Below are 21146 nucleotides of genomic sequence, written 5' to 3' on the forward strand. Positions count from 1 at the left end.
CCGCTTGCCTGTGGGGAGTTCCTCCGGTGTCTGAGAACGAAAAGAAGCTGCGTGACTATCTCAGGCTGGTCACCGCCGATCTCCGCCAGACCCGGCAGCGCCTCGGGGAGGCGGAGACGCGACGCCACGAGCCCGTCGCCGTGGTCGCGATGGCCTGCCGCTACCCCGGAGGCGTCGACTCGCCCGAGGCCCTGGCCCGCCTGCTCGACGAGGGCGCCGAGGCCGTCTCGCCGCTGCCCGCCGACCGCGGCTGGGACCTGGAAGGGCTCTACGACCCCGACCCGCTGAGCGCGGGCAAGAGCTATGTGCGCGGCGGCGGATTCCTGCACGACGCAAGCGAGTTCGACGCCGACCTCTTCGGGATACCGCCGCGCGAGGCGCTGGCGATGGACCCCCAGCAACGCCTACTGCTCCAGGTCTCATGGGAGGCCTTCGAACGCGCCGGGCTGCCCGCCGCCGAGCTGCGCGGCGGGTCCGTCGGCGTCTTCGTCGGCGCCATGCCCCAGGACTACGCGCCCCGCCACGGCCACCCCGCGGCGCGCGACCTGGAGGGCTATCTCGCGATCGGCAACACCACGAGCGTGATGTCGGGCCGCATCGCCTACACGTTCGGGCTGCGAGGGCCCGCGCTCACCGTGGACACCGCCTGCTCGTCCTCGCTCGTCGCCCTGCATGTCGCGGTGCAGGCGCTGCGGCGCGGCGAGTGCGCGCTGGCGCTCGCCGGGGGCGTCACCGTGATGTCCGCGCCCAACTGGCTGGTGGAGCTGAGCCGTCAGCAGGGCCTGGCGCCCGACGGCCGCTCGAAGGCGTTCTCGGCGGCGGCCGACGGGTTCGGCCCCGCCGAGGGCGTCGGCATGATCCTGCTCGAGCGGCTCTCGGACGCCAGACGCCACGGGCACCGGGTGCTCGCCGTGATCCGTGGCTCTGCTGTCAACCAGGACGGCGCGTCCAACGGCCTGACCGCCCCCAACGGCGAGGCACAGCGCGAGGTTGTCGGAAGAGCCCTGGCCGACGCCCGCCTCGGCCCGGCCGATGTGGACGCCGTCGAGGCCCATGGCACGGGGACGCGCCTCGGCGACCCGATCGAGGCCCAGGCGCTCATCTCCTCCTACGGCGAAGGGCGTTCGGCCGACCGGCCGCTGCTGCTCGGCTCCGTCAAGTCCAACATCGGCCACACCCAGGCGGCGGCGGGTGTGGCCGGAGTCATGAAGATGGTCCTCGCCCTGCGCTCGGGCGTGCTGCCCCGCACCCTGCACGCGGACGAGCCCTCGCCCCACATCGACTGGGACGCCGGGGTCCTCCGGCTGCTGACCGAGCCCGCGGAGTGGCCGGAGACCGGCAGGCCGCGGCGGGCGGCCGTCTCGTCGTTCGGCATCAGCGGCACCAACGCGCATCTGATCCTGGAGGAGGCCGAGCCCGCCGCCACCCCCGCCGCCGCTCCCGCCGCCGACCCCGCGGTCGTGCCCTGGGTCGTCTCGGCCCGCGGCGCCGACGCCCTGCGCGGACAGGCCGCCCGGCTGAGGGAGTTCGCCGACGGCGTTGACGGCGTTGACGGCGCCGATGTGTCCGCCGTGGACGTGGGCTGGTCCCTCGCCCGCACCCGCACCGCCCTCGACCACAGGGCCGTCGTCCTGGGCGGCGACCCCGACGCGTTGAGAGCCGGGCTCGACGCCCTCGCCCAGGGCGCGGAACGCCCGGGTCTCATCACCGGCACCCCCCGCGGCAACGGCGCGGGCGTGGGCCTGCTCTTCGCCGGACAGGGTGCCCAACGCCCGGGCATGGGCCGGGAGTTGTACCGGGCGTTCCCGGCGTTCGCCGCCGCGTGGGACGAGGTGCGCGCGGTCCTCGACGACCTGCTGCCCGGGCCGTTGAACGCCGTCGCGTTCGACGGTGACGAGGAGACCCTGCGCCGCACGGAGTGGGCCCAACCGGTGCTGTTCGCCTACGAGGTGGCCCTCTCCCGGCTGATCGCCTCCCTCGGGGTCAGGCCCGATCTGGTGGCGGGCCACTCGGTCGGCGAGATCGCCGTCGCGCACACCACCGGCATCCTCTCCCTCGAGGACGCCTGCACCCTGGCCGTCGCCCGCGGCCGTCTGATGCAGCAACTCCCCGAGGGCGGCGCCATGGTGGCCGTCGCCGCCCCCGAGGGCGACGTCATCGCCGCGCTGGCCGGGCACGAGGACGAGGCGGGGATCGCCGCCGTCAACGGGCCCAGCGCCGTGGTCGTCTCGGGCGCCGAGCCCGTGGTGCTGCGCGTCGCCGACGCGTTCGCGGCGCGCGGCGTCAAGACCCGTCGGCTGCGGGTGAGTCACGCGTTCCACTCGCCGCTGATGGACCCCATGCTCCATGAATTCCGCACCGTGGTGGAGCGGTTGGAGTATCGCGCGCCCCAGGCTCCCGCCGTCTCCACCCTGACGGGGCGATGGGCGGCCGAGGGGGACCTGGCCTCGCCCGACTACTGGGTGCGGCACGTCCGCGAGGGCGTGCGCTTCGCCGACGCCGTGGCCGCCCTCGAGGCCGAGGGCGTCACCCACCTGCTGGAGATCGGCCCCGACGGAACGCTCAGCGGCCTGGCCGCCGAGGCCCTGGCCCGCCCCGACGCGACGGTGCGCTGCCCCCTGGGCCGCAAGGACAGGCCCGAGCCCATGGCCCTGATCGAGGGCCTGGCCCGCGGCTGGGTCACGGGCGCCGACGTCGACTGGGCCGCGCTCTGCCCCGGCGGGCGCGAGGTCGAGCTGCCGACCTACGCGTTCCAGCGCGAGCGCTTCTGGCTCGAACTCCCCGAGATCGGCGGGCGGTTCGCGGACGCCGGGGACAACGACCCGGGCGAGGCGCGCTTCTGGGACGCCGTGGAGAGGGGCGACGCCGCCGCCCTCGCCGACGCGCTCGAACTCGACGGCGACCCCGAGCCAGGGTTCGGCGCCCTGCTGCCCACGCTGGCCGCCTGGCGGCGACGCCTGCGCGAGCGCGCCACGGTGGACGCCTGGCGCTACCGCACCACGTGGCGGCCCGTAGGTCGGCCCGCCGCCGACCCGCTCGACGGCACCTGGCTCGCCGTGCTGCCCGCGGCGCCCGGCGACGAGGGGCCCCTGGCCGCGGCGCTGCGCGCGCTGCGCGGGCGCGGGGCCGAGGTCGTCGAGGTGGTCGTGGACCCGGCCACCGCGGACCCGGCCGGGATCGCCGACCTGCTCGCCGCCGCCCCTGACGCGGCCACCGCACGCGGCGTGCTGTCGTTCCTCGCCTTCCCCCACGACACCGGCGGCGGGCCCGGCGGCGGGCCCCGCGGAGCGGCCGAGCGCGCCCTGCCCGCCACGCTGGCGCTCGCGCGGGCGCTGCTCACCGGGCCGCTCGACGCCCCGCTGTGGCTGGTCACCCGGGGCGCGGTGGCCGTCACCCCGGGGGAGCGCGTCCCCGCGCCCGAGTCGGCCGCGGTCTTGGGCCTCGCCCGCGTCCTCGGCCTCGAACACCCCACGCGCCTCGGCGGATCGGTCGACCTGCCCGCCGACGCTGAGCCGGACGCCAGGCTGTGCGACCGGCTCGCCGACGTGCTGGCCAACGGCGACGGCGAGGACCAGTGCGCCGTGCGCGACACGGGCGTCTTCGTGCGGCGGCTGGTCCGCCCCACCGCGCCCGCCGAGACCCCCCGCGCCTGGGTGACCGGCGGCACCGCGTTGATCACCGGCGGCACGGGCGGCCTCGGCGCCCATGTGGCGCGCTGGCTCGCCCGCGCGGGCGCCGACCACCTCGTGCTCACCGGGCGCCGTGGCCCCGACGCCCCCGGCGCGGCCGAACTGGCCGAGGAGCTGGCCGCGTTGGGCCCCACCGTTCAGCTGGTCGCGTGCGACGTCACCGACCGCGACGCGGTGGCCCGGCTGCTTGACGAGCTGCCCGCCGACCGGCAGCCCCGCACCGTCGTGCACGCCGCGGGCGCCCTCCACTCCACGCCCATCGCCGAGTTGACCGAGGAAGAGCTCAACGACGTCGTGGCCGCCAAGGCGTTGGGCGGCGCCCACCTCGACGAGCTGCTCGGCGACCGGGAGTTGGACGCGTTCGTGCTGTTCTCGTCCATCGCCGGGGTCTGGGGCAGCGGCGGCCAGGGCGGCTATGCCGCGGCCAACGCCCACCTCGACGCGCTCGCCCACGACCGGCGCGCCCGCGGCCTGACCGCGACCGCCGTGGCATGGGGCGCCTGGGCCGGGGGCGGCATGGCGGCCGAGGGCGACACGGCCGAGCAGCTGCGCCGCCGCGGCGTGCGCACCATGGACCCGGCGTCGGCCGTCGCCGCGCTCCAGCGCGCCCTCGACCTGGACGAGACCGCGGTCACCGTCGCGGACATCGACTGGGAGCGCTTCGCCCCCGCGTTCACCGCGGCGCGGCCGAGCCCGCTGCTCTCCGAACTCCCGGACGTCGCCCGGCAGCTGGCCGGGCCGGAGGACGGGGACGAGGCGCGCGCCGCGGGCGGCACCGCGCTGGCCCGCCGCCTGGCCGAGGCCGCCCCGGAGGAGCGGGAGCGGATCCTGATCGGGACCGTACTCGCCGGGGTCGCGGCCGTCCTCGGCCACACCGGCGCCGAACGCCTCCCCGCGGGGCGGACGTTCAAGGACCTCGGCCTCGACTCGCTGACCGCCGTGGAGCTGCGGAGCCGCCTCGGCGCCGAGACCGGGCTGCGGCTGCCCTCCACCCTGGTCTTCGACCACCCCACCCCCGAGGCGCTGGCGAGCCATCTGCGCGACGAACTCCTCGGCGGCGACGACCGGTTCGCGACAGGGGCCGCCGCCGAGGCCGCCGTCGCCCCCGGGACCGCGGCCGACGAGCCGATCGCCATCGTCGGCATGGCCTGCCGCTACCCCGGCGGCGTGCGGTCGCCCGAGGACCTGTGGCGCCTGGTGCGCGAGGGCGTGGACGCGGTGGGCGCGTTCCCCGCCGACCGCGGCTGGGACGTCGAGGCCCTGTACGACCCGACGGGCGAGCGGCCCGGCACGTCCTATGCCCGCGAGGGCGGATTCCTGTACGACATGGCCGAGTTCGACGCCGAGTTCTTCGGGATCTCCCCCCGCGAGGCGCTCGTCATGGACCCCCAGCAGCGGCTGCTCCTCGAAACCGCGTGGGAGGCGTTCGAACGCGCCGGGCTCGCGCCCGACGGGCTGCGCGGCGGGCGCACCGGCGTGTTCGCCGGGTCCAACGGCCAGGACTACGGCGCCCTGCTCGGCCGCGCGCCGCACCTGGTCGAGGGCTACCAGGCCACCGGCAGCGCCGCGTCCGTCGTCTCGGGCCGCGTCGCCTACGCGCTGGGCCTCGAAGGCCCCGCGGTCACCGTCGACACCGCCTGCTCGTCGTCCCTGGTGGCCCTGCACCTGGCCGTGCAGTCGCTGCGGCGCGGGGAGTGTGACCTGGCGCTGGCCGCGGGGGTGACGTTGATGTCCACGCCGAGCACCTATGTGGAGTTCTCCCGGCAGCGCGCGATGTCCGCCGACAGCCGGTGCAAGGCGTTCGCCGAGGCCGCCGACGGAACGGGCTGGGCCGAGGGCATCGGCGCGCTCGTCGTCGCGCGGCTGTCCGACGCGCTGCGCGAGGGGCACCGCGTGCTGGCCGTGATCCGTGGCTCCGCCGTCAACCAGGACGGCGCGTCCAACGGCCTGACCGCCCCCAACGGCCCTTCCCAGCAACGGGTGATCACCCGCGCGCTCGCCGACGCGCGCCTGACCCCGGCCGATGTCGACGCGGTCGAGGCGCATGGCACGGGAACGACGCTCGGCGACCCGATCGAGGCCCAGGCGCTCCTGGCCACCTATGGGCGCGGGCACACCGCGGACCGGCCGCTGTGGCTCGGCTCCCTCAAGTCCAACATCGGCCACACGCAGGCCGCCGCGGGCGTGGGCGGCGTGATCAAGATGGTGATGGCGCTGCGCGAGGGCGTGCTGCCCGCGACGCTGCACGTGGACCGGCCGAGCAGCCATGTCGACTGGTCGACGGGCGCGGTGGCGCTGCTCACCGAGCCGGTGGCGTGGGACACCCCCGAGGGGCGTCCGCGCCGCGCCGGGGTCTCGTCGTTCGGCATGTCCGGCACCAACGCGCACCTCATCATCGAACAGGGCCCCGAACAGGCCCCCGAGCCGACGGCCGAGGAGCGCGCCCCCGAACACGCCGCGTCTCCGGCCGAGTTGGGCAACGCTCCCGCCGGGGCGCTGCTGCCCTGGGTGCTTTCCGCGCGGTCCGAGGCGGCGCTGCGCGCCCAGGCGGCCCGGCTCTCCGCCCTCGCACCCGACGACGACCCGCGGCAACGGGAGGGCGTGGCACGGGCGTTGGTCACCACCAGGGCCCGTCTCGAACACCGGGCCGTGGTGCTCGGCACCGACGCGGACGAGATCGCCGGAGGCCTGGCCGCGCTGGCCTCGGGCGACGAGGGCGAGGCGGTCACCGGCGCGGTGCGGCCCGAGAACGGCGCGGTGTTCGTGTTTCCCGGGCAGGGTTCGCAGTGGTCGGGCATGGGCCTCGAACTCGCCGAGGAGTTCCCGGTGTTCGCGGCGGCGCTTGACGCGTGTGCGGAGGCGTTGCGGCCGTGGGTGGCGTGGGATCTGCGCGCGGAGCTTGCGGGGCCGTTGGACCGGGTCGATGTGGTGCAGCCGGTGTCGTGGGCGGTGATGGTGTCGCTCGCGCGGCTGTGGGAGTCGTTCGGTGTCAGCCCCGCGGCCGTGGTGGGGCACAGTCAGGGGGAGATCGCCGCGGCGGTGGTCGCGGGCGGGCTGTCGTTGGAGGACGGCGCCCGTGTCGTGGCCGTGCGCTCCCGCATCATCCGCGAACGCCTCGCCGGGCGCGGCGCGATGCTCTCCGTCGCCCTCCCCGTCGCCGAGGTGACCCGCAGGCTCGCGCCGTGGGGCGAACGCCTCTCGGTCGCCGCGGTCAACGGCCCCGAGGCCACGGTCGTCTCGGGCGAGCCAGAGGCGGCGGACCGCTGGGCCGCCGAGCTGCGCGACGAGGGCGCGTGGGTGCGGCGCATCGCCGTGGACTACGCGTCGCACTCCGCCCATGTGGACATCGTCCGCGAGGAGTTGGCCGCCGCGCTGGCGGGCGTCGCGCCGCGCTCGGGCGATGTGCCGTTCCGCTCGACCGTCACGGGAGAGCCGCTCGACACGGCGGAGCTCGACGCCGACCACTGGGTGCGCAACCTCCGCGGGACGGTGCTGTTCGAGGACGCGATCCGGGGCTTGGTGGAGGCGGGGCACGAGACGTTCATCGAGGTCAGCGCCCACCCGGTGCTGACCGTCGGGGTGGCGGAGACCGCGCGGGCCGCGGGGTCGGACGCCGCGGTCATCGGCACGCTGCGCCGCGACGAGGGCGGCGCGGGGCGCTTCGCCCGCTCGCTCGCCCAGGCGTGGGTCAACGGCGCCCCCGTCGACTGGCTCCCGCTCCTGCCGCCCACCGCGTCCACCGTCGAGACCGACCTGCCCACCTACCCGTTCACACGGCAGCGCTACTGGGTCCTCGACCAGCTCGACTCAGGGGCGCCCGCGTCCCCGGAGCCCGGCGCCACCGCCGACGACGAGGACGAACGCCGCTTCTGGACCGCCGTCGAGGCCGGGGACCTGGGCTCGCTCGGCACCCTGCTCGACCTGCCGGGCGACGCGCCGCTGACCGACGCCCTGCCCGCGCTGTCCGAGTGGCGCCGCCGCGCCCGCGAGCGCTCCCTCACCGACTCCTGGCTCTACCGGGCGCGTTGGGAGCCACTGCCTGGCGCGGCCGGCGGGCCCGGCGCGCTGAGCGGCACCTGGCTCATGGTGGTCCCCCCCGACGAGGGGCCCGCCGTCGCCGACCCGATCGAGGACCTGCTGACGCGCGCGGGGGCCGCCGTGCATCGCGTCGCCGTGGACGGCGCCGTGGACGACCGGGCCGCCGTCGCCGCCGCGCTGGGCCGGGCCCTGGCCGAGGTGCCCGAGCCGCGCGGCGTTCTGTCGCTGCTCGCCCTCGACGGGCGCCCGCACCCCGAGCACCTCGGCCTTGCCGCGGGGGCGGCGGGCACCCTGGTGCTGATCCAGGCGGCGGCCGACCTCGCCGCCCTCCCGCCGGGCGCCCGCCTGTGGTGCGCCACCAGGGGCGCGGTCGCGGTGCCGGGAGCCGACCCGGCGCCCGATCCGCGGCAGGCGGCGATCTGGGGCATCGGCCGGGTGGCCGCCGCCGAACACCCGTTGCTCTGGGGCGGGTTGATCGACCTCCCGCAGCTCCCCGACCTCCCTGACCCCGACCGTCTCGCCGCCGCGCTGGCGAACGGGGCGGGCGAGGACCAGCTCGCGCTGCGCCCCGGCGGCACCCGGGTCCGCCGCATGACCCGCCTGGCGCCGACCGGCCCCGACGCGACGACCGGCCCCGCGACCGACGCCGCGACTGACCCCGCGACCGGCCCCGCGACCGACGCCGCGACCGACACCGGCCGTGCGTGGCGCCCCTCGGGCACCGTGCTGATCACCGGGGGCGCGGGACCCGTCGAGCGCCATGTGGCCCGTTGGCTCGCCGAACGCGGCGCCGAGCACGTCGTGTTCACCTACGCGCGCCTCCCCGAGGCCGACGCGGATCCCGAGGCCGACGTTCTGGCGCGCGACCTGGCCGAGCGTGGCGTCCGCGTCACCCTCGCGCCGTGCGACCCGGCCGACCGCACCCAACTCGTCCAGGCGCTCAAGCGGTTGGAGAGCCAGGGCGACACTGTCAGGGCCGTCGTCCACACCGCGTCGGCCGCCGATCTCGCCGCGCTCGCCGACCTCGGGGTGCCCCAACTGGCCCGCGCCGTCGCGGCGTCCGCCCTCCCCGCGCAGCACCTCGACGAGCTGCTCGACCAGGACGCCCTCGACGCCGTCGTCCACTTCTCCTCGGTCGCGGGCTTCTGGGGCGGCGGACACCACGCCGCCCACGCCGCCGTGCACGCCCACCTGGACGCGCTGGCCGAGCGCCGCCGCGCCGCGGGCCGCCACGCGGCCTCGCTCGCCTGGGGCGTCTGGGACGTCTTCGGCGACGAGGGCGCCATGGGACCCGAGGCGCAACGCGACCTGCACCGCGCCACCCATGGCAGCGGACTGCCGCCCCTGCGGCCCGAGCCGGCCCTGGTCGCCCTTGAGCGCGCCCTGGAGCGCGACGTGGCGACGGCGGCCGTCGTGGACATCGACTGGGGCCGCTTCGCCCCCGGGTTCACCCTCGCCAGGCCGAGCGCGTTCATCGGGACGGTGCCCGAGGCCAGGGCGGCCCTCGCGGCCCTGGGCCCCGAAGGCGAGGGCGGCCAGGGCGGGGAGCCGGGCGACAGCGGCTCGGCCGAGGCCGCGGACGCCCTGCGCGCACGCCTCGCCACCCTCTCGCCCGACGAGCAGCGCCACGAGCTGATCAGGCTCGTCGCTGGCCACGCCGCCGCCGTGCTCGGCCACCGCAAGGGCGCCCCGGTCGAGCCCCAGCGCACGTTCCGCGACCTGGGCATCGAGTCGATGACCGCGATCGAGCTGCGGGACCGCCTCGGCAGGGCGACCGGGCTGCGGCTGCCCGCCACGCTCGTCTTCGAACACCCCACACCCGCCGCGCTCGCCGACCATCTGCGCCCCGATCTCGTGGACGACGGAACGCTGACCGTGACCGGCCTGCACGCCGAGCTCGACCAGCTGGACATCGGCCTGTCCCGGCTGGTGGCGGGGGAGGCCGAACGCGCCGGGATCACCCGCCGCCTCGAGGAGATCCTCGCCGCCTGGAACGGCGCGGGCGACGCGCCGTCCGACACGGCGGAGACCGTCGCCGAAAAGCTCGAATCGGCGTCCGACGACGAAGTGTTCGAGTTTCTGAAGGAGTTGGGAAAGCCGAGCTGACTCAACCCCCCGCCGGATTCCACAACTCGGCGGCACCTCCGCGTCCTTCGACCAATTCCCAGGAGCCCGTGATGGCGAACGAAGACAAGCTGCGCGACTATCTCAAGTGGGCGACGGCCGAACTGGCCCAGGCACGCCGCCGGTTGGAAGAGGTCGAGGCGGCCGGCTCGGAGCCGATCGCCATCGTCGGCATGGCCTGCCGCTACCCGGGCGGCGTCATGTCGCCCGAGGACTTCTGGCGGCTCGTCAGCTCGGGCGACGACGCCATCACGCAGCTGCCCGACGACCGGGGCTGGGACCTCGAACGCCTCTACGACCCCGCGTCGGACGGCGAGGGCACGACCTATGCCGCGGAGGGCGGCTTCCTCGACGACGTCGCCGGATTCGACGCCGCGTTCTTCGGGATCTCGCCGCGCGAGGCGCTGGCGATGGACCCGCAGCAGCGGCTGCTGCTCGAGACCACGTGGGAGACGTTCGAACGCGCGGGCATCGACCCCACGTCGCTCGCGGGCCGCCAGGTCGGGGCGTTCATCGGCAGCAACGTCGTCGAGTACGGCTGGTCGATGCCGCGCGTCCCCGAGGGCTTCTCGGGCCACCTCATGACCGGCACATCGGCGGCCGTGCTCTCCGGGCGGCTCTCCTATCTCTTCGGGCTCCAGGGCCCCGCGGTCACCGTCGACACCGCGTGCTCCTCGTCGTTGGTCGCCCTGCACCTGGCCGTCTCGGCGCTGCGCAGGGACGAGTGCTCGCTCGCCCTGGTCGGCGGCGTCACCGTGCTCGCGTCCCCGCACCAACTCGTCGGCTTCAGCGCCCAGCACGGGCTGGCGCGCGACGGCCGCTGCAAGGCGTTCGCCGCCTCGGCCGACGGCATGGGCCTGGCCGAGGGCGCCGGGATGCTGCTGGTGGAGCGGCTGTCCGACGCCCGCCGCGCGGGCCACCCGGTGCTCGCCGTCGTGCAGGGCTCCGCCGTCAACCAGGACGGGGCGAGCAACGGCCTCTCCGCGCCCAACGGCCAGTCGCAGCAGCGCGTCATCCGCGCCGCCCTGGCCGGTGCCGGGCTCGCGGCGACGGACGTGGACGCCGTCGAGGCCCATGGCACGGGGACCACCCTGGGCGACCCGATCGAGGCCCAGGCGCTCATCGCCACCTATGGCCAGGGCCGCGAGCCCGAACGCCCGCTGCGCCTCGGCTCGGTGAAGTCCGCCATCGGGCACACGGGCGCCGCGGCGGGCGTGGCCGGGGTCATCAAGATGGTGATGGCGCTGCGCGCGGGCGTGCTGCCCGCGACCCTGCACGTGGCCGAGCCGTCGCCGCACATCGACTGGTCGGCGGGCGCGGTGGCGCTGCTCACCGAGCCGGTGGAGTGGCCGGGGCGCGACGACAGGCCGCGCCGCGCGGGCATCTCGTCGTTCGGCATCAGCGGCACCAACGCGCATGTGATCGTCGGCGACGCGCCACCGGCCGAGGAGGACCCCGAGACCGAGCCCGAGACCGAGCCCGGGACCGAGGCCGCCGGGTCCGAGCCCGCCGAGGCCGACCCGCGGGCGCCCAGGACGCCGCTGATCCCCTGGCCCGTGTCGGCCAGGAGCCCCGAGGCGCTGCGGGCGCAGGCCGAGCGGCTGCGCGCCTTCGCCGCCGCCGACGACGCCCCCGAACCCGCCGCGGTCGGCCGTTCGCTGGTCACCCGCCGCGCCGTCCTCGACCACCGCGCCGTCGTCATCGGCGAGGACCGCGCCGCCCTGCTGACGGGCCTCGACGCCCTCGCGGGGCGCGCCGCCGAGGGCCGCGCCACCGTGGGCGACGTCGTGGCGGGCGCCGACCGGGCCGTCTTCGTGTTTCCCGGGCAGGGTTCGCAGTGGTCGGGCATGGGCCTCGAACTCGCTGAGGAATTCCCGGTGTTCGACGAGGCGCTTGACGCGTGTGCGGAGGCGTTGCGGCCGTGGGCGGAGTGGGATCTGCGCGCGGAGTTGGCGGGGTCGCTGGACCGGGTCGATGTGGTGCAGCCGGTGTCGTGGGCGGTGATGGTGTCGCTCGCGCGGCTGTGGGAGTCGTTCGGTGTCAGCCCCGCGGCCGTGGTGGGGCACAGTCAGGGGGAGATCGCCGCGGCGGTGGTCGCGGGCGCGTTGTCGTTGGAGGACGGCGCCCGTGTCGTGGCCGTGCGCTCCCGCATCATCCGCGAACGCCTCGCCGGGCGCGGCGCGATGGCGTCCGTCGGCCTGCCCGTCGCGGCGGTCGAGGAGCGGATCGAGGGGTACGCGGGCCGCGTGTCGGTCGCCGCGGTCAACGGGCCCGAGTCGACCGTCGTCTCGGGCGACCCCGCCGCGGTGGCCGAGCTGGTGGAGCGCGCCCAGGGCGACGGCGTGTGGGTGCGGCGCATCGCCGTGGACTACGCGTCGCACTCCGCCCAGGTCGACATCGTCACCGACGAACTCCTCGACGCGCTGTCCGGCGTCGCGCCCGGCCCGGCGCGGGTGCCGTTCTGCTCCACGGTCACCGGCGGCCCCCTCGCCACCGAGGGGCTCGACGCGGCCTACTGGGCCCGGAACCTCCGCGGCACCGTCCGCTTCCAGGACGCGGTCGACGAGCTGCTGACGCAGGGCCTCGGCGCGTTCATCGAGGTCAGCCCGCACCCGGTGCTCACCGTCGCGGTGGCGGACACCGCGCGGGCCGCCGGGGTGAACGCCTCGGTCACCGGCTCGCTGCGGCGCGGCGAGAGCGGCGCCGCGCGCTGGGGAACGGCGCTGGCCGAGGCCTGGGTGGGCGGCGTCGGCGTCGACTGGACCCCGCTGCTGCCCGCCACCGGGGACGAGGCGCGACCCGAGCTGCCCACCTACGCGTTCCAGCGCGAGCGCTACTGGCTGCCCGACCACGCCGGGGCCGACATCGCCGACGCGGCGGGCCTTGGCCTCGCCGGGGCCGACCACCCGCTGCTCGGCGCGGCCGTCGCGCTGGCCGACGCCCAAGGGGGGCCTGGCGGCGACGCGTTCCTCCTCACGGGGCGCCTCTCGCCGCGCACCCACCCGTGGCTTGCCGACCACGCCGTCGCGGGAACGGTGCTGCTGCCCGGCACCGCCTTCGTCGAGCTCGCCGTGCGCGCGGGCGACCAGGTCGGCTGCGGGCGCGTCGAGGAGCTGACGCTTCAGGCGCCGCTCGTGCTGCCGCCCGAAGGCGCCGTCCAGATCCAGGTGACCATCGGCGCGGCCGACGCCGACGGCCGCCGCCGGGTCGGCATCCACGCGCGCCCCGCCGACGCGGCCGAGGGCGGCTGGACCCGGCACGCCGACGGCACCCTCGCCGACGGCGACGCCGCGACCCCGCCGAACGACGCGGCCTGGCCGCCGCCCGGCGCCACCCCGCTCGACGTCACGGGCCACTACGAGCGCGTCGGCGCCGTGGGCCATGGCTACGGCCCCGCCTTCCGCGGCCTGCGCGCCGCCTGGCGCCTGGGCGACGACGTATGCGCCGAGGTGGCCCTGCCGGACGAACTCCGGGGCGAGGCAGCGAAGTTCGGCCTCCACCCGGCCCTGTTCGACGCCGCCCTGCACGCCATCGGCCACGCGGCAGGGGCGCCCGACGACGGGCAGCCGCGCCTGCCGTTCGCGTGGAGCGATGTGACGCTGCACGCCACCGGCGCCACCGACCTGCGCGTGCGCCTGACGCCCAGCGGCCCCGACACGTTGCGCCTCACCGCGGCCGACGGCACCGGCAGCCCCGTCGTCTCCGTCGGGTCGCTCACCACGCGCCCCGTGTCGGCGCGCCAACTCGCCCGCGCCGGGGACGCGTCGGCCGACGCGCTCCACCGGCTCGACTGGGTCCCCGCCCCCGCGTCCGAGGGCGCGCCCGACACGGCGGGCTGGGTCGCCATCGGCGAACGCGGCCTCCCGCTCGGCCGCACGTGCCGCGGCGTCGCCGGGCTGCGCGCGCGGCTCGACGCGGGGACGCCCGTTCCGCCGGTCGCGGTGCTCGGCCTCGCGCCGGGCGCGGACGGCGTGCACGGGCTGGTCACCAGGGCGCTCGGCGAGATTCGCGCGTGGCTGGGCGACGAGCGGTTCGCCGACGCCCGCCTCGCGGTGCTGACGCGCGGCGCGGTCTCCGGGGCCGACCCCGAGGCGGCGGCCCTGTGGGGGCTGCTGCGCTCCGCGCAGAGCGAGCACCCCGACCGCTTCGTCCTGCTCGACGTGGACGTGGACGCGGACCTGGACAACGACCCCGACGCGCCGCTGCGCGCCATCGACCTGGGCGTGACCCGGGACGAGCCGCAACTGGCGTTGATCAACGGCGAGTTGCGCGTTCCCCGGCTCGCCTCCGCCGCCTCGGGCGACGCCTTGGCGCCGCCGCGGGGCGAGGGCCCGTGGCGCCTGGACACCGAGGCGCCCGGCACGCTGGGCGGCCTGGCCCTGCTCCCGCACCCCGAGGCCGCCGAGCCGCTGGCCGAAGGCGAGGTCCGCGTCGAGGTCCGCGCCGCGGGCCTCAACTTCCGCGATGTGCTGCTCGCCCTCGGCCTGTACCCCGACCCGGCGCGGATGGGCGCCGAGGGCGCCGGGGTGGTCGTCGAGACCGGCCCCGGGGTGGCCGGGCTGGCGCCGGGGGACCGGGTGATGGGCCTGCTGCCCGCGGGGATCGGGCCGCTCGCGGTGGCCGACCAACGCCTGCTGACGCGCGTTCCCGAAGCCCTGACCTGGGAACAGGCCGCCGCCCTGCCCGTCGCTCACCTCACCGCCTGGTACGGCCTGGTCGACCTGGGCGGGCTGCGCGCAGGGGACCGGGTGCTGGTGCACGCCGCCGCGGGGGGCGTGGGCATGGCCGCCGTGCGCCTGGCCCGGCACCTGGGCGCCGAGGTGTTCGCCACCGCGAGCGAGGGCAAGTGGGACACGCTCAGGGCGATGGGCCTGGACGACGAGCACATCGCGTCCTCCCGCACGGGCGAGTTCGAGAGCGCCTTCCGCGCCCCCGAGGGCCGCCGCGCCATGGACGTCGTGCTCAACTCCCTCACCGGCGAGCTGCTCGACGCCTCGCTCCGCCTCCTCGCCCCCGGCGGGCGCCTGGTCGAGATGGGCAAGACCGACCTCCGCGACCCCGCGGCGGTCGCCGACGAGCACCCCGGCGTGGCCTACCTGGCGTTCGACCTGATCGACGCGGGACCCGACCGCCTGGGCGAGCTGCTCGACACGGTCGCCGACCTCTTCCGCGAAGGAACGCTGCCCCCGCTGCCCGTCGAGGCGTGGGACGTGCGGCGCGCCGCCGACGCGTTCCGCCGCATGAGCCAGGGCCGCCACATCGGCAAGAACGTCCTCACCATGCCGCGCCGCCCCGACCCCGAAGGCACCGTGCTGATCACCGGCGGCACCGGGACGCTCGGCGCGCTGCTGGCCCGCCACCTGGTCACCGAACACGGCGCGCGCCACCTGCTGCTGGTCAGCCGCCGGGGGCCGCAGGCGCCTGGCGCGGCCGAGCTGCGGTCCGAACTCGCCGCGCTGGGCGCCGAGGTGAGGATCGCCGCGTGCGACACCGCGGACCGCGACGCGCTGGCCGACGCGCTGGCGGGCGTTCCGGCGGCGCACCCGCTCACCGCTGTCGTGCACACCGCCGGGGTCCTCGACGACGGGCTGATCGACACCCTCACCGACGCCCAGGTGGAACGCGTCCTGCGCCCCAAGGCGGACGCCGCCCGGCACTTGCACGAGCTGACGCGCGGGGCCGACCTCGCCGCGTTCGTCCTCTTCTCCTCCTCCGCCGGCGTCTTCGGCGGCCCTGGGCAGGCCAACTACGCCGCGGCCAACACCTATCTCGACGCGCTCGCGCACCATCGCCGCTCCCTGGGGCTGCCCGCCGTCTCGCTGGCGTGGGGCCTGTGGGGCGAGGCCAGCGGCATGACGGGGCACCTGGGGCGCGAGGACAGGGCCCGCATGGCGCGGATCGGCGTCGTCCCGTTCTCGAGCGAGCAGGGCCTCGCCCTGTTCGACGCCGCCCTCGCGGGGGACGAGCCGCTGCTCGTCCCGACGCGCCTCGACCTGGCCGCGCTGCGCGACGCGGCGGCGGGCGGCGCGCTCGCCCCGATCCTGCGCGGCCTGGTCCGCGCCCCCGCCCGCCGCGCGGCCGCCGCCGACGCCGCGGCGGAGGGCACGTCGCTCGCCGGGCGCCTCGCGGCGCTGCCCGAAGGCAGGCGCGAGCAGGAGCTGACCGACCTGGTCCGCGGCCACACCTCGGTGGTGCTCGGGCACGCGGGCGCCGGAGCCATCGGCGCGGACAAGGGGTTCAAGGACCTCGGCATCGACTCCCTGATGGCGGTCGAGCTGCGCAACCGCCTCAACGCCGCCACCGGCGTCAGGCTCCCCGCCACGGTCGTCTTCGACCACCCCAACCCGGCCGCGCTCGCCCGGCACCTGGTGGCCGAACTCCTCGACGCCGTGGGCGAGTCGGGCGCCGCACAGGCCGCCCCCGCCCGCGCCGCCACCCGCGCCGGGAGCGCCGGGAGCGCGGCGAGCGCGGACGAGCCGATCGCCATCGTCGGGATGGCCTGCCGCTTCCCCGGCGATGTGCGCTCCCCCGAGGACCTGTGGCGACTTGTCACCGAGGGCGGCGACGCCATCACCGACATCCCCGCCCGGCGCGGCTGGGACGCGGAGGGCTTCTACCACCCCGACCCGGGCCACCCGGGCACCAGCTACGCGCGCCGCGGCGGATTCCTGCACGACGCCGACGAGTTCGACGCCGAGCTGTTCGGGATCTCGCCCCGCGAGGCGTTGGCCATGGACCCGCAGCAGCGGCTCCTGCTCGAGACCTCGTGGGAGGTCATCGAGCGCGCGGGCCTCGACCCGACGTCGCTGCGCGGGGACCGCACCGGGGTCTTCACCGGGCTGGTCGCCCAGGGCTACGCGTTCCGCGTCCGCCACGTCCCCGCCGAGCTGCGCGGCTACCTCGGCACCGGGAACACCACGAGCGTCGGCTCGGGGCGCGTCGCGTACACGTTCGGCTTCGAGGGCCCGGCCGTGACCGTGGACACGGCGTGCTCGTCGTCGCTCGTCGCGCTCCACATGGCCGTGCAGTCGCTGCGCCAGGGCGAGTGCGACCTGGCTCTCGCGGGCGGCGCCACGGTGATGTCGGAGCCCAGCCTGTTCGTGGAGTTCAGCCAGCAGCGCGGGCTGGCCGCGGACGGCAGGTGCAAGGCGTTCTCCGCGTCCGCCGACGGGTTCGGCCCCGGCGAGGGCGTAGGGCTCGTGCTGGTGGAGCGGCTCTCCGACGCGCTGCGCAACGGCCACCGCGTGCTCGCGGTGGTACGCGGCTCGGCCGTCAACCAGGACGGCGCGTCCAGCGGCCTGACCGCGCCCAACGGCCCCTCCCAGCAGCGCGTCATCCGCGCCGCGCTCGCCGGGGCCGGGCTCGCGCCCTCGGACGTGGACGCCGTGGAGGCGCACGGCACCGGCACGTCGCTCGGCGACCCGATCGAGGCCCAGGCGCTCATCGCCACCTATGGCAGGGACCGGGGCGCGCGGGGGCCGCTGTGGCTCGGCTCGGTCAAGTCCAACATCGGCCACGCGCAGGCCGCCGCGGGCATCGCCGGGGTCATCAAGATGGTGATGGCCCTGCGCCATGGCACGCTGCCCAGGACCCTGCACGCCGACGAGCCGTCCCCGCACATCGACTGGGACGCGGGCGCGCTCGGGCTGCTCACCGAGGAGCGGCCCTGGCCCGAGACCGGCGCGCCGCGCAGGGCGGCCGTGTCGTCGTTCGGCATCAGCGGCACCAACGCCCATGTCGTCATCGAGCAGGCCCCCGACACCGGCGCCTCCGAGCCCGCGCCCGTGGCGTCGGCGGCCCCGCCGCTGATCGCGCTTCCGCTCTCCGGCGGGACCGCCGAGGCGCTGGCCGCCCAGGCCGGGCGGCTGCGGGCGTTCGCCGAGGCGGAGCCCGGGCTCGCGCCCGTCGACCTGGCCCGCTCGCTTGCCACCGCGCGCGCCGCGCTCGAACACCGGGGCGTGGTCGTGGCGCGGGACCGGGACGAGGCGCTCGCCGGTCTGGCCGCGCTTGAGTCGGGCGCCGCGGCCTCGCTGAGCGGCGCGATCAGGCCGGGCGGCGGGCGGACGGCCCTGCTCTTCGCCGGTCAGGGGGCCCAACGGGTGGGCATGGGACGGGAGTTGTACGAGGCGTTCCCGGCGTTCGCCGCCGCGTGGGACGAGGTGTGCGCGGTGCTCGACCCCCTCGCGCCCGAGGGCCTGCGCGGCGTGGTGTGGGGCGAGGACCCGGGGGCGCTCGAACGGACCGGCCGGGCCCAGCCCGCGCTGTTCGCGTTCGAGGTCGCGCTGTACCGGCTGGTCGAGGCGTGGGGGCTGCGGCCCGACGCCGTGGCCGGGCACTCGGTCGGCGAGATCGCCGCCGCGCACATCGCCGGGGTGCTGTCGTTGGAGGACGCCTGCCGCCTGGTGGTGGCGCGCGGGCGGCTGATGGAGGCGCTGCCCGAGGGCGGCGCGATGGTCGCCCTGGCCGCGCCCGAGGAGCGGGTGCGTGAGGCGTTGAACGGGCATGGCGCCGTGGCGGGCATCGCCGCGGTCAACGGGCCCGAGGCCACCGTGCTCTCGGGCGACGAGCCCGTGGTGCTCGGCATCGCCGAGGAGTTCGCGGCGCGCGGCGTCAAGACCCGCCGCCTGCGGGTGAGTCACGCGTTCCACTCGCCGCTGATGGACCCGATGCTGGAGGAGTTCCGCGCGGTGGTCGCCGGGCTGAGCTTCCAACAGCCGCTGCTCGGCGCGGTGTCCACGCTCACCGGCCGCCCGCTCGACGAGGGCGCGTGGACGTCGGCCGACTACTGGGTGCGCCATGTGCGCGAGCCCGTGCGCTTCGCCGACGCGGTGCGCGCCCTGGAACGCGACGGCGTGCGGCACCTGGTGGAGATCGGCCCCGACGGGACCCTCGCGGGCATGGCGGGCGCCGCGCTGGCCGACCCCGACGCCTCCGCCGTGGTGGCCCTGGGCCGCAAGGACAGGCCCGAGCCTGTGGCGTTGCTCGAAGGGCTGGGGCGCGCCTGGGCCTCGGGCGTCCGCGTCGACTGGTCCGCGCCATGCGGCGCAGGCCCCCGCGTGGACCTGCCGACCTACCCGTTCCAGCGCGAGCGCTACTGGCTCGAACAGGCGCGGGGCGCCGCGGGCGGCGCCGCGGCCGACCCCGAGGAGGCCCGCTTCTGGGAGGCCGTCGAGCGCGAGGACACCGACGAACTCCTCGGCGCCCTCGGCGAGTCGGGCGACGCGGCGGAACGCACGTCGATCGAGGCCGCGCTCCCCGTGCTGGCCACGTGGCGGCGCAGGACGCGCGAGCGGACCACCGTCGACTCCTGGCGCTACCGCGTGGCCTGGCGCCCGCTGACCGAGCCGGGCGGCGAGCCGCTCTCGGGCACCTGGGCCGTTCTCGCGCCCGCGGGCGAGGACACGGCGGAGCTCGCCGAGGCGCTGCGGGCCCGCGGCGCCGCCGAGGTCGTCACGCTCACGGTCGAGGGCGCCGACGTCTCCGGCGCGGTCGAGCGGATCGCCGCCGCCGACGGCGTGGTGTCGCTGCTCGGCACCGACGAGGAGGGCCACGACGAGCACCCCGCGCTGCCGCGCGGCTGGGTCGCCACCAGGGCGCTCGTGCTGGCCCTTGACGAGGCCGGGTTCGCCGGGCGGCTGTGGGCGCTCACCAGGGGCGCGGTCGCCGCCGCGCCCGGCGAGGCGCCCACGAGCCCGGCGCGCGCCGCCGTATGGGGCCTCGGCCGGGTCGTCGCCCTCGAACTCCCGTCGCTGTGGGGCGGGTTGATCGACCTCCCCGCCGAACTCCAGGACGGGGACGCCTGGTCACGGGTGGCCGACGTCATCGCCGCGGGCGGCGACGACCAGGTCGCGGTCCGCCCCGGCGGAACGCTCGTGGCCCGCGTGGTCCCCGCCGAGCCCGAGCCCGATCCCGCGGGCGGCGGCTGGGCGCCCACGGACACCGTGCTGATCACCGGCGCCCTTGACGGGCCCGCGGGGGAGGTGGCCCGCTGGGCGGCCCGCGCGGGCGCGCGCCGCGTCGCGCTCACCGACCCGAGGGGCCTCGCGGCGCCAGGCGCCGCCGCGCTGCGCGACGACGTGGCCGCCGCGGGCGCCGAGGCGCTGCTCGCCGGGTGCGGAACGGCCGAACGCGCCGCGCTCGCCGAGCTGATCGAGGAGCTCGACGCGGGCGGACCGCCGCTGCGCGCGGTGGTGCACGCCGAGGGCACGGCGCAGTTCAGCGGGCTCGCGGAGACCGATCTCCCCATGTGCGCACGGGTGATGGCGGCCAAGGTCGCGGGCGCCGCCCACCTGGACGCGCTGCTCGGCGACCGCGCGCTCGACGCGTTCGTCCTGTTCACGTCGCACACCGGCGCGTGGGGGAGCGGCGGCCAGGGCGCCTACGCCTCGGCCAACGCCCACCTCGACGCGCTCGCCGAGCACCGCGCCGCCCGTGGCCTCGCCGCGACCGCGATCGCGTTCGGCCCGTGGGCCGAGACGGGCCACGCCGCCGACGACGGGCTGCGCGAGCTGCTGGCGCGACAGGGCGTGCGGGTGCTCGAACCGCCGCTCGCCCTGGCCGCGTTGGCGCGGGCGGTCGCGCGGGACGAGCCGCGCGTCACGGTGGTCGACGTCGACTGGGAGCCCTTCGCGACCGGCTTCGCCGCCCGCCGCCCGAGCCCGCTGCTGAGCGAACTCCCCGCCGTCGCGGGCCTGGTGACCCACGCCGACGAGGCCGCCGCGCCCGCCGCGCCGGGCGGCCAGGCCGCGCGCCTGCGCGAGCGGCTGGCCAGGGCGTCGGACGGCGAGCGCCACCGCGTCGTCGTGGACCTGGTCCGCGAGCACGCCGCGGCCGTACTCGGCCACGGCGGGGCGCGCAGCTTCGGCGCCGAACGGCCCTTCAGGGACGCGGGGTTCGACTCGCTTGCCGCGGTGGAGCTGCGCAACCGCCTCAAGGAGGCCACCGGCGCGGCGCTGCCCACCACGGCGATCTTCGACCACCCCACCCCCGCCGCGCTCACCGCCGTGATCCTCGGCCAGCTCCTCGGCGACGAGGAGGGCCGCCCGACGCCCGTGCTCGGCCAGCTTGAGCGGCTGGAGAAGTCCCTGCTCTCCCTGGACGCCGGGGAGGCGGAGGGCGACCTGGGGGCCGAGGTCGCGCTGCGCCTGCGCGCCCTGCTGTCGCAGTGGGACGGCGGGAGCGGCCGGAACGGCGGGAGCGGCGCGGAAGAGGACGAGGGAATCGTCGACACCGTGCAGTCCGCCACGGACGACGAACTCTTCCACCTACTCGACGACCAACTCGAAACCCCCTGAC

General features: G+C 77.0%; 2 protein-coding genes. Both read left to right on the forward strand.

Translation table 11 applies throughout. The annotated features are described in order from the left end of the window. Window positions 1-26: 26 nt before the first annotated feature. Window positions 27-9833, forward strand: a complete 9807-nt coding sequence (locus D7318_RS16740) for a type I polyketide synthase (RefSeq protein WP_120697918.1) — start codon at window positions 27-29, stop codon at window positions 9831-9833. Between the two features lie 71 nt (window positions 9834-9904). Next, window positions 9905-21145: a type I polyketide synthase gene (locus D7318_RS34795; protein ID WP_120697919.1), complete on the forward strand. Its 11241-nt coding sequence runs from the start codon at window positions 9905-9907 to the stop codon at window positions 21143-21145. Window position 21146 lies beyond the last annotated feature (1 nt).

The organism is Streptomyces radicis (genome assembly GCF_003626575.1).
Classification (GTDB): domain Bacteria; phylum Actinomycetota; class Actinomycetes; order Streptomycetales; family Streptomycetaceae; genus Streptomyces; species Streptomyces radicis.